This window comes from Bacillus infantis, assembly GCF_008180445.1.
Lineage (GTDB): Bacteria > Bacillota > Bacilli > Bacillales > Cytobacillaceae > Bacillus_AB > Bacillus_AB infantis_B.
The window spans coordinates 48990-63367 of record NZ_VTER01000018.1; the positions used below are offsets into that span (position 1 = coordinate 48990).

The 14378-nt window shown below is 47.1% G+C and carries 15 protein-coding genes and 1 rRNA gene; 14 read left to right on the forward strand and 2 right to left on the reverse strand.

Translation table 11 applies throughout. The features are described 5' to 3' along the window. Positions 1-148: 148 nt before the first annotated feature. From FZD51_RS24055 to FZD51_RS24105, 11 genes are all read left to right on the forward strand, one after another. On the forward strand, positions 149-1093 hold the full coding sequence (locus FZD51_RS24055; protein ID WP_009791301.1) for a DNA-directed RNA polymerase subunit alpha: 945 nt from the start codon (positions 149-151) through the stop codon (positions 1091-1093). 65 nt (positions 1094-1158) lie between these two features. After that, complete coding sequence (gene rplQ / locus FZD51_RS24060) at positions 1159-1521, forward strand: 50S ribosomal protein L17 (RefSeq protein ID WP_009791300.1); 363 nt, start codon at positions 1159-1161, stop codon at positions 1519-1521. A 583-nt stretch (positions 1522-2104) separates the two neighbouring features. Then, positions 2105-2944 (forward strand): energy-coupling factor ABC transporter ATP-binding protein, encoded by an 840-nt coding sequence (locus FZD51_RS24065; RefSeq protein ID WP_148977011.1) that lies wholly within the window; start codon positions 2105-2107, stop codon positions 2942-2944. Further along, the gene (locus FZD51_RS24070) at positions 2920-3789 is read left to right on the forward strand and encodes an energy-coupling factor ABC transporter ATP-binding protein (protein WP_148977012.1); all 870 of its coding nucleotides are present in this window, start codon (positions 2920-2922) and stop codon (positions 3787-3789) included. Before FZD51_RS24065 ends, FZD51_RS24070 begins: the two co-directional genes overlap by 25 nt. After that, positions 3786-4583 carry an energy-coupling factor transporter transmembrane component T family protein gene (locus FZD51_RS24075; RefSeq protein ID WP_148977013.1) on the forward strand — a complete coding sequence of 266 codons (798 nt, stop codon included), beginning with the start codon at positions 3786-3788 and terminating at the stop codon, positions 4581-4583. The genes FZD51_RS24070 and FZD51_RS24075 overlap by 4 nt, the downstream gene beginning before the upstream one ends. A gap of 12 nt (positions 4584-4595) precedes the next feature. After that, on the forward strand, positions 4596-5333 hold the full coding sequence (truA, locus tag FZD51_RS24080) for a tRNA pseudouridine(38-40) synthase TruA (RefSeq protein ID WP_148977014.1): 738 nt from the start codon (positions 4596-4598) through the stop codon (positions 5331-5333). Between the two features lie 192 nt (positions 5334-5525). Beyond that, on the forward strand, positions 5526-5960 hold the full coding sequence (gene rplM, locus FZD51_RS24085) for a 50S ribosomal protein L13 (RefSeq protein WP_148977015.1): 435 nt from the start codon (positions 5526-5528) through the stop codon (positions 5958-5960). A 22-nt stretch (positions 5961-5982) separates the two neighbouring features. Next, entirely contained in the window at positions 5983-6375 is a 393-nt protein-coding gene (gene rpsI / locus FZD51_RS24090) for a 30S ribosomal protein S9 (RefSeq protein ID WP_009791292.1), read from the forward strand. A 724-nt stretch (positions 6376-7099) separates the two neighbouring features. Next, positions 7100-7543: a YbaK family protein gene (locus tag FZD51_RS24095; RefSeq protein WP_148977016.1), complete on the forward strand. Its 444-nt coding sequence runs from the start codon at positions 7100-7102 to the stop codon at positions 7541-7543. Between the two features lie 79 nt (positions 7544-7622). Beyond that, on the forward strand, positions 7623-8342 hold the full coding sequence (gene cwlD, locus FZD51_RS24100) for an N-acetylmuramoyl-L-alanine amidase CwlD (RefSeq protein ID WP_148977017.1): 720 nt from the start codon (positions 7623-7625) through the stop codon (positions 8340-8342). A gap of 794 nt (positions 8343-9136) precedes the next feature. Further along, complete coding sequence (locus FZD51_RS24105; protein WP_148977018.1) at positions 9137-10183, forward strand: P-loop NTPase; 1047 nt, start codon at positions 9137-9139, stop codon at positions 10181-10183. 52 nt (positions 10184-10235) lie between these two features. Here the strand turns inward: FZD51_RS24105 and gerD are convergent, their stop codons facing one another. Next, positions 10236-10859: a spore germination lipoprotein GerD gene (gene gerD, locus FZD51_RS24110; RefSeq protein ID WP_148977019.1), complete on the reverse strand. Its 624-nt coding sequence runs from the start codon at positions 10857-10859 to the stop codon at positions 10236-10238. A gap of 151 nt (positions 10860-11010) precedes the next feature. Between gerD and FZD51_RS24115 the strand changes: the two genes are divergently transcribed. Next, positions 11011-11637, forward strand: a complete 627-nt coding sequence (locus tag FZD51_RS24115; RefSeq protein ID WP_022543223.1) for a KinB-signaling pathway activation protein — start codon at positions 11011-11013, stop codon at positions 11635-11637. A 54-nt stretch (positions 11638-11691) separates the two neighbouring features. On the opposite strand, the gene pdaB is transcribed toward FZD51_RS24115, so the two are convergent. Further along, positions 11692-12444, reverse strand: a complete 753-nt coding sequence (gene pdaB / locus FZD51_RS24120) for a polysaccharide deacetylase family sporulation protein PdaB (RefSeq protein ID WP_148977020.1) — start codon at positions 12442-12444, stop codon at positions 11692-11694. 168 nt (positions 12445-12612) lie between these two features. On the opposite strand from pdaB, the gene FZD51_RS24125 reads away from it, so the two are divergent. Continuing rightward, positions 12613-12837 carry a hypothetical protein gene (locus FZD51_RS24125; RefSeq protein WP_148977021.1) on the forward strand — a complete coding sequence of 75 codons (225 nt, stop codon included), beginning with the start codon at positions 12613-12615 and terminating at the stop codon, positions 12835-12837. A 218-nt stretch (positions 12838-13055) separates the two neighbouring features. Next, positions 13056-14378 (forward strand): 16S ribosomal RNA (locus tag FZD51_RS24130); the annotation flags it as partial.

The window sequence follows — 14378 nt, forward strand, 5'->3', positions numbered from 1 at the left end:
CCTTGTCTATAATGGGTTATGATACAATTTTCCGTTATACAGAAACTTTATTCCAGTTGTTGTGCACAAACGGGAACGTATACATGGGGGAATTTCGGCAGGCAGAAGCTAGCCGGGGTTTCGACGTTTTGAAGGAGGGTATATTTTGATGATCGAAATAGAAAAACCAAAAATCGAAACGGTTGAGATCAGCGATGATGCCAAGTATGGAAAGTTCGTCGTAGAGCCGCTTGAGCGTGGGTATGGTACTACTTTGGGTAACTCCTTACGTCGTATCCTTTTATCCTCACTCCCTGGTGCCGCTGTCACATCTATTCAAATTGATGGGGTACTTCATGAGTTCTCAACAATTGAAGGCGTCGTAGAAGATGTAACATCTGTAATCTTAAATATTAAAAAACTGGCTCTTAAAATCTATTCCGATGATGAAAAGACGCTGGAGATTGATATTCAAGGTGAAGGTGCGGTTACTGCAGCTGACGTAACGCATGACAGTGATGTCGAGATCCTCAATCCGGATCTTCATATTGCTACCCTTGGGTCCAATGGGCACTTGCGCATGCGCTTGACTGCCAAAAGAGGACGCGGTTATACACCAGCTGATCAAAACAAGCGAGAAGATCAACCAATCGGTGTCATTCCTATCGATTCCATCTACACTCCAGTATCGCGTATTTCCTACCAGGTAGAAAATACACGCGTCGGGCAAATGACTAACTATGATAAGTTAACATTCGATGTATGGACTGATGGAAGCACTGGTCCACAAGATGCGGTTGCTCTTGGAGCGAAGATTTTAACTGAGCATTTGAATATCTTTGTCGGCCTTACTGACGAAGCGCAAAATGCTGAAATCATGGTTGAGAAAGAAGAGGACCAAAAGGAAAAAGTTCTTGAAATGACTATTGAAGAACTCGATCTTTCAGTCCGTTCATATAACTGCTTAAAGCGCGCAGGCATCAATACTGTTCAGGAATTGGCCAACAAGACTGAAGAGGATATGATGAAAGTCCGCAACCTTGGCAGAAAATCTCTTGAAGAGGTAAAACATAAATTAGAAGAGCTGGGATTAGGCTTACGCAAGGATGACTGATCTTAGGATCTATCACTCTTAGGTCTATCACCAACTGATCACTTCAACAAAGGAGGGAAACTTTCATGGGATACAGAAAGTTAGGACGCACTAGTGCTCAACGTAAAGCTATGCTACGTGACTTAGCTACAGACTTAATCATCAGTGAGCGCATCGAAACAACTGAAGCTCGTGCGAAAGAGCTGCGTTCAGTTGTTGAGAAAATGATCACTTTAGGCAAGCGCGGAGACCTGCATGCTCGCCGTCAAGCAGCTGCATTCATTCGCAATGAGGTAGCTAATGCTGAGACAAACCAAGATGCAGTACAAAAGTTATTCAGCGACATCGCAACTCGTTATGAAGAGCGCCAAGGTGGATACACTCGAATCATGAAGCTTGGGCCTCGTCGTGGAGACGGAGCACCAATGGTTATCATCGAGTTAGTATAATTGCTGCAGCAGACAACAAGGGCGCTGGACAGTTTATCATGAACTTGTTCTTTGCCCTTTTTCTGTAAAAGGCTTATCTTCCATTTTCTTCATAAGCCTTATATTCAAGCCAAACAAGAGCGTTACGATGAGCAAGATTCCGCTGCGCCAGAATCTCTGGCCTCTCAGTGCAAGTTTTATACTGACGGATGCAGCATACGCATCCCGGACTTGTCTCGTCTAGCTCATGCACCTCTTCCGGAACTGTTATATGCGCACAGAATGTAAATTCTGCAGCCGGAATGAGGTGCAGGCTTTTTTATAAGTTTCAGGTTTTTTGGCAGAGAGCACAGATTAGAGAGGCAGCTAAAGCGATTATTGAGCTTTGATGCAATTAACGACACAAGCGCATATGTGCCGGCAGCCATCTGACTTCAGCTAATAATTCAATGTCTTCTGCAAATCAGGCTCGCCAAAAGGCGAGTTATTTTTATTTCCGGGAGATAATGATGCAATGCCTCTTCCCATTTCAAATGACAGACGCTGAAGCATTGAAGTCAAGGCTGTATATGCAGCTGCAAGAAGAGCAGAGAGGAGGATCCCTATGTCAAATCCACTTGTTCAATTAGAAAACATTTCTTTTCAATATGATGCCGGCAGCCAGTATGCCTTAAGAAACGTTTCCTTTAACATACAGGAAGGGGAATGGCTTGCCATTGTCGGCCACAACGGATCAGGCAAGTCTACATTGGCCAAGCTTTTAAATGGGCTGCAGTATGCCCAGGAAGGCAGGATCCTGGTGAAGGGGACTGAACTGACAGAAGAGACCGTCTGGGACGTCAGAAGGGCTGTAGGGATGGTGTTCCAGAATCCTGATAACCAATTTGTCGGAACAACGGTGCAGGATGATGTGGCTTTTGGTTTAGAAAATAATGGAGTCCCGCAGGAAGAGATGAAAGAAAGAGTGAGTTCCTCATTAGAGATGGTCAATATGGGCAAATTTCTAGATCAAGAGCCGCACCATCTTTCAGGCGGCCAGAAACAAAGAGTCGCCATTGCAGGGGTTATTGCCCTGCGTCCGTCGCTGATCATACTGGATGAAGCTACAAGCATGCTGGACCCCCGCGGAAGAGAAGAGGTCCTGCAGACGGTAAGAGAGTTAAAGAGCGAGCACAGGATGACGGTCATCTCCATCACCCATGATCTTGAAGAAGCGGCCAAGGCAGATCGGATCATCGTTATGAACCAGGGGCAATTATACAGGGAAGGCACACCGGAGCAAATTTTCCAGATGGACGAGGAGCTCGTAAAGCTCGGCCTGGACATCCCATTCCCTGTGAAGATGAGCAAGGCACTGCGTGAAAAAGGGCTGGCCATCCCAAAATTTTATTTAACAGAAGAAGAGTTGGTGGAAAAGCTATGGACATCTCACTCCAAAATGTAGAGCATAGATACCAGATAAACACACCATTTGAGCGGCTGGCCATCCAGGATGTATCAATTGATATCCCATCAGGCACATATCTCGCCCTAATCGGCCATACCGGTTCAGGCAAGTCTACTGTCCTTCAGCATTTGAATGCCCTGTTAAAGCCGACAAAAGGCAGTGTAAGGATAGGGGACAGGGAAATCACTGCAGGGAAAAAGGAAAAAAACCTAAAGGCGGTCCGCCAAAAGGTCGGGATTGTTTTTCAGTTCCCTGAGCACCAGCTTTTTGAAGAAACAGTCGAAAAGGATATCTGCTTCGGCCCGATGAATTTTGGCGTCAGTGAGGCCGAGGCCAAGGAAAGGGCAAGAAAGGCCATCATTCAGGTAGGCCTGGCCGAGTCCATTCTTGAGAAGTCTCCTTTTGATCTATCCGGCGGGCAGATGCGGAGAGTGGCCATTGCAGGTGTGCTTGCCATGAATCCCGATGTAATCGTTCTGGATGAACCGACAGCAGGCCTGGACCCGCGCGGGCGGAAAGAGATCATGGAGATGTTCTATTCGCTCCATAAGGAAAGAGGCCTTTCCACTATCCTGGTGACCCACAGCATGGAGGACGCTGCCGCCTACGCCGATCAGATTGTGATCATGCATAAAGGCGAGGTATACAGAAAAGGCGTACCGATAGAAATCTTTGCGGATCCGGAAGGACTGCTTGAGCTCGGCCTGGATGTTCCGGAGGTTGTCAAATTTCAGCAGAAGTTCGAGAAGGCATTCGGATTGAAGCTTGAAAGAACCTGCCTGACGATGGAGCAGCTGACAGAAGCAATCGCAGGCGCAGTGAAGCGGGGTGAGGCAAAATGATGGAGAAAATGATTTTTGGCCGCTATGTTCCGGCCGACTCCGTCCTTCACCGGATGGATCCCCGTTCCAAGCTTGCCATTATCTTTTTATTTGTATGTGTCGTCTTTTTAGCCAATAATGTCCTGACTTATGCCATCCTCACTGTCTACACGCTGACGATGGTCAGTTCATCGAAGGTGCCTGCGAGGTTCATTTATATGGGGCTGCGGCCGGTGCTGTGGCTTGTGCTTTTCACTCTGCTGCTGCATGTATTCATGACAAAGGGCGGAGACGTTATCCTTGATCTTGGGTGGCTGAAAATATATGAAGAAGGCCTGAAGCAGGGTCTGTTCATCTCTATGCGCTTTTTCCTGCTGATCATGATGACATCGCTATTAACCTTGACGACGACGCCCATTGAAATTACAGATGGGCTGGAAAGCCTGCTGGGGCCTTTGAACAAGGTGAAGTTCCCTGTCCATGAGCTGGCTCTGATGATGTCGATCTCGCTTCGCTTCATACCAACCCTTATGCAGGAAACAGATAAGATCATGAAGGCGCAGACTGCCAGGGGAGTCGATTTTTCAGGAGGGCCGATCAAGGACCGTGTAAAGTCGATCATTCCGCTGCTGATCCCTTTATTCGTCAGCTCGTTCAAACGCGCTGAGGAGCTTGCCACCGCAATGGAGGCAAGAGGCTACCGCGGAGGGGAAGGCAGGACGAAGTACCGGCAGCTGAACTGGGGCACAAGGGACACCCTCATGCTGCTCCTGCTCCTGGCTGTTGCAGCACTGCTTGCTGTATTCCGCACATAATGGGGTGAAGAAATGCAAAGATTCAAATGCAAGATTGCCTATGACGGCTCCCAGTTCTCCGGCTACCAGGTGCAGCCGGGAAAGCGGACGGTGCAGCTGGAAGTGGAAAGGGCACTGGCCAAAATCCATAAAGGAAACCCGGTGAAGATCTTTGCCTCCGGCAGGACAGACGCCGGGGTGCATGCGAGGGGGCAGGTCATCCACTTTGACTCGCCGCTCGCCATCCCGGAGGACAGATGGGTGGCAGCCCTGAATTCCCTCCTTCCGAAGGACATCGCTGTGGAGAGCACTGAGAAGGCCGCAGAAGGCTTTCATGCCCGCTTTGATGCATGCGGGAAGGAATACCGCTACTTTATTTACAGAGGGAAAATCCGCAGCCCGTTTGAACGGCACTATAGCTATCACTATCCTCATTCCCTTGATATCGGAGCGATGAGGGAAGCTGCGGAACATCTTCTCGGCACCCATGACTTCTCAAGCTTCTGCGCCTCCAGGACAGACGTTGAGGACAAAGTAAGGGAGATCAGAAAGGTTCGGGTTGAAGAAGCTGGAGAGATGCTGGAGCTGCATTTTACGGGCAGCGGTTTTTTGTATAATATGGTCCGCATCCTGACTGGCACTCTCCTCGAAGCAGGGGCAGGAACGAGGGAGCCGGGGAGCTTCCCGGAAATCTTATCAGGCAGGGACAGGAGCCTGGCAGGCAAGACAGCTCCCGCCGAGGGATTGTATTTGTGGAAGGTATTCTATTAAAGGGAAAAGGAAAAAATTATTTTTTTCAAAACAACTAAACCTGGCGTAACATTCCCTTGACATTGTACTGTATAGGATATATCATAATATGGTATGTATTTTAACCCCACAAATAAGCCCCGGAACTTATCTGTGTGATAATATACGAAATTAAAGAACATGAATATGATTGATTATTTAGGAGGGAAATCCATGCGTACGTTTATGGCTAACGCAAACAATATCGAGCGTAAATGGTATGTTGTTGACGCTGAAGGCAAGACTCTAGGTCGCCTTGCAAGTGAAGTAGCAGCAGTCCTGCGCGGCAAAAATAAACCAACTTTCACACCGCACGTTGACACTGGTGACAATGTGATCATCATCAACGCTGAGAAAATCGAACTGACAGGTAAGAAGCTTACTGACAAGATCTATTACCGTCACACAATGCACCCAGGCGGTCTTAGAACAAGAACTGCTCTTGAGATGCGTACAAACTACCCTGTGAAAATGCTTGAGCTTGCTATCAAAGGCATGCTTCCAAAGAATTCACTTGGCCGTCAAATGTTCAAAAAATTACACGTATATGCTGGCAGCGAACATCCGCACCAAGCACAACAACCTGAAGTTTACGAACTTCGTGGATAATTTTTAAAGGGAGGTTATTATCTTGGCACAAGTTCAATATATCGGTACTGGTCGTCGTAAAAGCTCCGTTGCCCGTGTTCGTTTAGTTCCTGGCGATGGTAAAATCATCATCAATGGTCGTGAGATCGAAAGCTACATCCCATTCGCAGCTTTGCGTGAAGTAGTTAAGCAGCCGCTTGTTGCTACTGAAACACTAAACAGCTACGATATCCTGGTAAACGTTAATGGCGGTGGATACACTGGCCAAGCTGGTGCAATCCGTCACGGCATCGCTCGTGCATTGCTTCAAGCTGACCCTGAATTCCGTCCAACATTAAAGCGCGCTGGACTATTGACTCGTGACGCACGTATGAAAGAGCGTAAGAAATACGGTCTTAAAGGTGCTCGTCGTGCTCCTCAGTTCTCAAAGCGTTAATCTTCGCTTTATCAAAGGCTCTCAGGCTTATGTCTGGGGGTCTTTTTTTATGCTTATGAAGCTTTTTTCAGTGGGCTCTTTTTTTGCATAGATTGCTGCTATTTTGTCATCCTTTTCGGGAGGCAAGGCTTCTTGTGCTAGCCAAAATTCAAATAGCATGCCCGTCCATTCTTCTTTCTCGCCCAGCCATAAAAGAGCAGAACTACCCAGACCGGAAAAGGGAATCAGTAACAGGCTGAATAATAAGCGGAGAAACTCCCTCTAATTTCAAAAAACGCTAAAAATAGCCCAAATAGACGGAGAAATTCCGGCTAATGATTCAAAAAACAGGAAAATGGGCAGCTTCGCTCCGCTTAACCGGAAATCTTCCGCTTATATACACCCACCTGTGCCATATTCAGCAAACTAACCGGTAAATCTCCGCTTATTTTAAGGCTTGCTGGTCACTGAAAATGTGGATAAGACTTCCTGTTGTTCAACCCCTCTCACTACCTTGGCTCCGTAAACCGAATAAGCATCTGTTTATGCAAAACCATATTACGTAAATTACTCCCCGTTAAAAGCAGCAATCTTCATGAAAACAGTCTTTCAGTAAGAGAATTTTTTATAGCTTTTGAACAAAGATTGCCCTTCATCCGCTTTATTCTCTGTCAAAATTGCCAGTGCTTTCTTGAATGACACCCATTGGGCGGATGAAGACTATCTTTAAGGGGTGAAGAAAGCTGTGAGTGTGATTACAACCTTTACAGATAAACAGCGGGAAAAGCAGATCAAATATGAAAAAACGGTCCTAAAGGACATTTCGATAAAGTCTCTGAAGGAAAGTGTGAAAGTGCATTTTGGAAGTATAAGGTTTACGTCTGGGCTCCTGATGAATACAGGAGTGGAGGAGGCCTGTTATGATGTCGCAATCGAAGCCTATCTCCTTGGGGCCCATTTCAGCCGGTTCGGCTATTATGGAGAAGGCGTTGAACAGGTCCTCGACAGATGCAGGAGCGAGGAAAAGCATTTTGTTGATACGCTCTATAATTTCCTTCTTTACTGGGGGAGCGGTGAAGAAGCGGCTGCGAACGAGTCACTGGCTGGCACTTGTGAGCATTATGTGCGCCATTGGTGGATGGAAGGCTTTCAGAAGGGCCAGCGGCGCCATAAGCTGAGACTTCATTGATCTCTTTAAAAATGTTCTAACCCCTTCCCTTGTCCCATATATATATGAATGAGGACAAGCGGAGGGATGGGTTAGGACGATGAAGCGAAAACTGCAGATGGCTGCTTTTGCGGCCGGACTTATAATCCTATTTTTAATCTTTCGATACGATTTTCTTGAAAATAACTCCTGGAAGTCATGGAATTTGCCGCTCACAGGTGAAATCATCCTCCTGGATCCAGGACATGGCGGACCAGATGGCGGAGCCGGAGATTCAGATGCTTTAGAAAAGGATATCGCATTGAATGTCTCATTAAAGGTCAGGGACTACCTGCAAGAGCAGGGAGCGCTTGTCATTATGACCAGGGAGGATGACCGTGACCTGGCTCCGGAGGGTACAAAGGGATACAGCAGGAGGAAGGTGGAGGACCTTAAACAGCGCCTTAAGATGATTAATGAATCCGAGGCCGACTTTTTCCTGAGCATCCACCTGAATTCCATTCCATCTGCCCGCTGGAGCGGTGCACAGACCTTCTATGCCCCGCAGGTTAAGGAGAATGCTGCAGCTGCTAAATTCATTCAGGATGAGCTGCGCAGAAACCTGGAAAACACAGAAAGAAGAGCCAAGCCGATCAGCCATGTGTATATCCTGAAATACGCCAAAAAGCCTGGCGCGCTGGTCGAAATCGGCTTCCTCTCCAATCCGGGAGAAAAATCCAGGCTGAAAACAGATGACTACCAGGAAAAAGTGGCAGCCTCTATCTATAATGGAGTATTGCGCTACTTTACGAATGAAGAAGAGCTGGTGGAGCCAGAATAAAGGGGCATCCTGTGGGATGCTCTTTTTTATGGAGAAAAGGAGACCGGGGAGGGTGTTTTTACTTTAACGGCTGGCGAGGAGAGTTATGGGAACTGTTGGTCGTGTATTGATAAGGGGCATCGCCGGCGCAGGAAGAGTTAGAAGGTGGCTAATCAATGCATGAGAGGGATAGTGAGAGCAGGCTCATGTATAGAAAAGRGTCTAATCGATGCAAGAGAGGAGTGGAGAGAGCAGGCTCATGTATAGAAAAGGGTCTAATCGATGCAAGAGAGGAGTGGAGAGAGCAGGCTCATGTATAGAAAAGAGTCTAATCGATGCAAGAGAGGAGTGGAGAGAGCAGGCTCATGTATAGAAAAGGGTCTATCGATGCAAGAGAGGGACGGAGAGAGAAGACCCATGTATAGAATGGGCCGCAACGATGCATGAGGGGCATGGCGGGCATTTTGCCATGTATTGAATGTGCAAGGCAGTCAGCACTCTATAGAAATTCCTCCACTCAGTTCCGGCTCCTTGTTCCTCGAGTCATAAGCCAGAAAAGAATCAAAGGCAAAGGGCGGCCTTTGCTTCTTTCCCGTCTTATGCTTGTCGGAACAGAACAGTCGCCTCCGCTTTTCGTATTGTCCAGTTCCGGCTCCTTGCCCCTCGAGTCATAAGCCAAGAAAGAATCCGAGGCAAAGGGCAGCCTCAGCTCCTTTCTTGTCTTATGCTTGTCGGGTCAGAACAGTCGCCTCCACATTTCACGCTATGTTATACTATACTAAGTTTAAAACGACTTAAAGGGCAGGTGCATATAGATGTTGACAGAGCAAAGAGTGAGAGAGCTTTTGGGTGATGTGAAGGAACCGTTCATACATAAAACACTTGGTGAGCTGAATGCGATCCAGGAAATTAGTGTGAAGCCAGAGAAGAATCATGTGAGTGTGAAGATTGCTGTTGCGAAAACAGGGACGGCGGAACAGCTTCAGCTGCAGACGCAGATTGTGGATTTGCTAAAGCAGAATGGCGCAGACTCTGTGGGCCTTCGCTTCAGTGAGCTGCCTGCGGAGGAATTGGCCAAGCACCGTTCTCCGGAAAAAGAGGACAAAGGGCTTTTATCAGAAGACAGCAAAACCAAATTTATTGCGATCGCCAGCGGTAAAGGCGGTGTCGGAAAGTCCACTGTGTCAGTCAACCTTGCTGTATCATTGGCGCGCCTCGGGAAAAAGGTCGGACTGGTCGATGCAGATATCTATGGGTTCAGTGTTCCTGATATGATGGGCATCACAAAGCGCCCGGTTGTCAGGGAAGGGCGGATCATCCCGGTTGAACGCTTTGGAGTGAAAGTCATATCCATGGGCTTTTTTGTTGAAGATAATGCACCAATCATCTGGAGGGGGCCGATGCTTGGCAAAATGCTGAACAGCTTCTTCAATGAAGTGGATTGGGGCGAGCTCGATTATCTGCTGCTTGACCTTCCTCCTGGAACAGGGGATGTGGCGCTGGATCTTCATACAATGCTTCCTTCCTGCAAAGAGATCATCGTCACCACTCCGCATCCAACAGCAGCTTTTGTTGCTGCGCGTGCAGGTGCGATGGCGTTGAGAACCGAGCATGAAATTGTCGGTGTAATTGAGAACATGGCCTTCTTCGAAAGTAAGCTGACTGGCGAGAAAGAATATGTCTTTGGCCACGGCGGCGGGGATAAGCTTGCTGATGAGCTAAGAACAAATGTTTTAGGGCAGCTGCCTTTGGCACAGCCGGACTGGAATGATGCAGACTTTGCGCCATCCATTTATGATAAAGATCACAGGCTTGGTAAAATCTATACAGACATTGCGGAAAAAGTCATTCAATCAGTATAAAAAAATGCCTCAGGCGAATCTTCGCCTGAGGCATTTTCAATGAGATAGAGGGTCAGGAACCTTCTCCGCTGTCCCCGCCTTCTCCTCCGCTTTCACCGGATCCGCCGCCTTCGCTTTCTTTGCCGCCGCTCTTCACTTCTTCGGTCGCCTTGATGATCATATCCTGTATCTTGGCTTTGTATATAGGGCTTTCGAAAGTCTCGGTCATCACCTTTTGGAGATGCTCCCTGTATTCGTTGCTTTTTAAAATGGTTGTGACTTCTTTCTCTAATTCAGGATCTTTCAGGACTTCCACCATCATTTTTCGATATTCGGGATCTTTCATCAGATCTTTTAAAAGCTTTTCATTTTCTTTTTCCATACTTTTTGCCATGCTTTCGGCAAATTTAGGATCCTCAAAAGATTTTTTCCAGAATTCAGTCCCTTTATCAGATGTTAAGGTCCTCTCAATCGTATCGGAAACCATCGCCTGGTCCATAACAAGCTGCTGTTTTAGCTTTTCGTCTCCCATCAATTCCTGCAGCGCCTTCTTGCCATCATCGGTCTTTAATATATCGACAATCATTTTCTTTGTCTGATCATAGTCCATTTGGCCGCTGCCTGATTCGGCAGCCTGGCCGCAGCCCGAAACGGCAAGGAGGAGGATAAGTGGGAGGAGCCGGAATATTTTGTACATGATTGAAAGCTCCTTTCAGGATTGTCCCTAACCTTAGAATGGTGATTTGGGGCAAATATTATTCGTTTGGCGAGTAATGCCTAGATTTTTCATACTTTGGTTGGTACAATCATATAGGTGAATGACTATCGCTATGGAGGCTTAATATATAATGACCAGCCGTAATTGGGTAAGGTTGTTTTTGTCCACTCTGCTTTTGGGTGCAATTGCAACCGGTATCACAGGATTTATTGTCAGGTGGGAAGAATATCAGCCGTTATTTGCTGATTTTGAAGTATTGGAAATCATCTCTGTATTATTTTGGCTAGCAGGAGTGGGCTTGATTTTCAGCATCTTGAGCCAAATGGGCTTTTTCGCATATTTAACCGTACACCGGTTTGGATTAGGTATTTTCAGGTCTTTATGGAATGGCGTACAGGTTGTTCTTATATTATTCGCCTTATTCGACCTTGTATACTTAAGATACAGCAACTTTGCCGAAAACGGGGAAAGCTATGGACCTTATATTGCCCTGGCGCTAATCGTATTGGCAGCGGGGCTGGCGGCAGCATTCTTAAAGGCAAGGCAGACAAACAAAGGGGCATTCATCCCTGCATTGTTCTTCATGGTGGTGGTGACCAGTGTGGAGTGGACACCTGCACTGAGGGTAAATGAAGAAAGCTGGGTATATCTCATGCTTTTCCCTCTGCTTATCTGCAATGCCTATCAGCTTTTGATCCTGCATAAGCTGAATGAGAGCTCAATGAAAAAGAGGGAAGCCATAAAGGCTGCAAAATGATCCGGACATACAAAAAGGCGGGCCGCTGATTTCAGGCCCGTCTTTTTTGCTGCATTATTTTATCTCATTTGATTTCGTGCTTGCGTTTGCCATCATTTCAGATACTGAAACCAGTTTTAGGCCTTTGTCTTTATACTTGCCTATAATGGCTGGGAGAGCTTTGGCCGTTTGTTTGGCCGAATCGGAGGCATGCAGGAGAATGATATCTCCTTTCCCGGCCTTGGCTGCATTTTCTGCAATCCTCTCAACGCCGGGATTAGTCCAATCTTTTGAGTCGATGCTCCAGTGTACAACCGTATAGCCCATCTTTTCTGCCACATTCAGTGTCTTTTGATCAAAATGGCCTGTTGGCGCCCTTACCAGCTTAATATCCTTTACATTCAGCTTCTTGAAAGCTTCCTGCCCTTTGGCAAGGTCCTGGCGGATTTTGCTTTCTTCCAGATCTGTATAATCCTTATAATCATAGCCAAGCATTCCAATCTCATACCCTTCTTTCATAATGCGGGCAACCAGCTCCGGATGCCTCTCCGCCCAAGAACCGGATAAGAAGAAAGTTGCAGCCTTGACGTTTTGCTTCTTCAGAACATCGAGGATGGGTTCGGCTTTTTCATCACCCCAGCCTATATTAAATGTCAGGGCAGCATCCTTCTCTCCTTTGTAAATCGCCTTTGGTCCATCATTTGCCGAGAAAACTGGAACGTGAATAATATTCTCCATATACAAAAACCAGGCAGTAAAGAAGGAGGCGATAATGATAAGCAGCCCCTGTTTAATGGCCTTTCCGTTTACTACATAAAAAAAATTCATCCAATCACCTCGTCCACAAAGAATCCTTGTCTTATTTTTATGAACACAAAAAGCAAATATGACTTAAAAGATTTTTCCGCCAATTTTTTGATTTATTTTCTGTTCGTTTCATAAAAAACAGGGTAATGGAAAATACTACAAGAACCTTATAAGATAAGGAGCGATACAATGCTTGGAATGCTGATCAATGAAAGGGAAATGAAAGAGATGGAATACTTGATTAAAAGAGAGATGGATGAAATTCTCTTTGATCTGAAAGATGAACGGATCGACCATATTGTGAAAAGAGCAATGGGGGAAAGGTATAAGATTTTGTTTTCCCTGTTTAAGCGGATCGCCCCGGAGAAAGAGTGCATTAAATATATGCCTGCACCGCAGCTGAAGGAACTTTAAATTTTTTTGGATATATTGTTGACTTCTTAATATTATCTTGGTATATTAATAAGCGTCGCTGATGACGCAAAACAAACTTAAGAAAAGTTGTTGACAAGTTATCTGCACTGTGTTAAATTAATAAAGTCGCTCCTGAGCGGCAGAGATTGTTCTTTGAAAACTGAACGAACAAAAACGTCAACGTTAATCTTATTTTTATCAGAGCTAAATCTTACTCTTATATGGAGAGTTTGATCCTGGCTCAGGACGAACGCTGGCGGCGTGCCTAATACATGCAAGTCGAGCGGACGGATGGGAGCTTGCTCCCTGAAGTCAGCGGCGGACGGGTGAGTAACACGTGGGCAACCTGCCTGTAAGACTGGGATAACTTCGGGAAACCGGAGCTAATACCGGATAATGCATTTCCCTCATGGGGTTATGCTGAAAGATGGTTTCGGCTATCACTTACAGATGGGCCCGCGGCGCATTAGCTAGTTGGTGAGGTAAYGGCTCACCAAGGCAACGATGCGTAGCCGACCTGAGAGGGTGATCGGCCACACTGGGACTGAGACACGGCCCAGACTCCTACGGGAGGCAGCAGTAGGGAATCTTCCGCAATGGACGAAAGTCTGACGGAGCAACGCCGCGTGAGTGATGAAGGTTTTCGGATCGTAAAACTCTGTTGTCAGGGAAGAACAAGTGCCGGAGTAACTGCCGGCACCTTGACGGTACCTGACCAGAAAGCCACGGCTAACTACGTGCCAGCAGCCGCGGTAATACGTAGGTGTTCCACGTGTAGCGGTGAAATGCGTAGAGATGTGGAGGAACACCAGTGGCGAAGGCGACTTTCTGGTCTGTAACTGACGCTGAGGCGCGAAAGCGTGGGGAGCAAACAGGATTAGATACCCTGGTAGTCCACGCCGTAAACGATGAGTGCTAAGTGTTAGAGGGTTTCCGCCCTTTAGTGCTGCAGCAAACGCATTAAGCACTCCGCCTGGGGAGTACGGCCGCAAGGCTGAAACTCAAAGGAATTGACGGGGGCCCGCACAAGCGGTGGAGCATGTGGTTTAATTCGAAGCAACGCGAAGAACCTTACCAGGTCTTGACATCTCCTGACAACCCTAGAGATAGGGCGTTCCCCTTCGGGGGACAGGATGACAGGTGGTGCATGGTTGTCGTCAGCTCGTGTCGTGAGATGTTGGGTTAAGTCCCGCAACGAGCGCAACCCTTGATCTTAGTTGCCAGCATTAAGTTGGGCACTCTAAGGTGACTGCCGGTGACAAACCGGAGGAAGGTGGGGATGACGTCAAATCATCATGCCCCTTATGACCTGGGCTACACACGTGCTACAATGGATGGTACAAAGGGCTGCAAGACCGCGAGGTTAAGCGAATCCCATAAAACCATTCTCAGTTCGGATTGCAGGCTGCAACTCGCCTGCATGAAGCTGGAATCGCTAGTAATCGCGGATCAGCATGCCGCGGTGAATACGTTCCCGGGCCTTGTACACACCGCCCGTCACACCACGAGAGTTTGTAACACCCGAAGTCGGTGGGGTAACC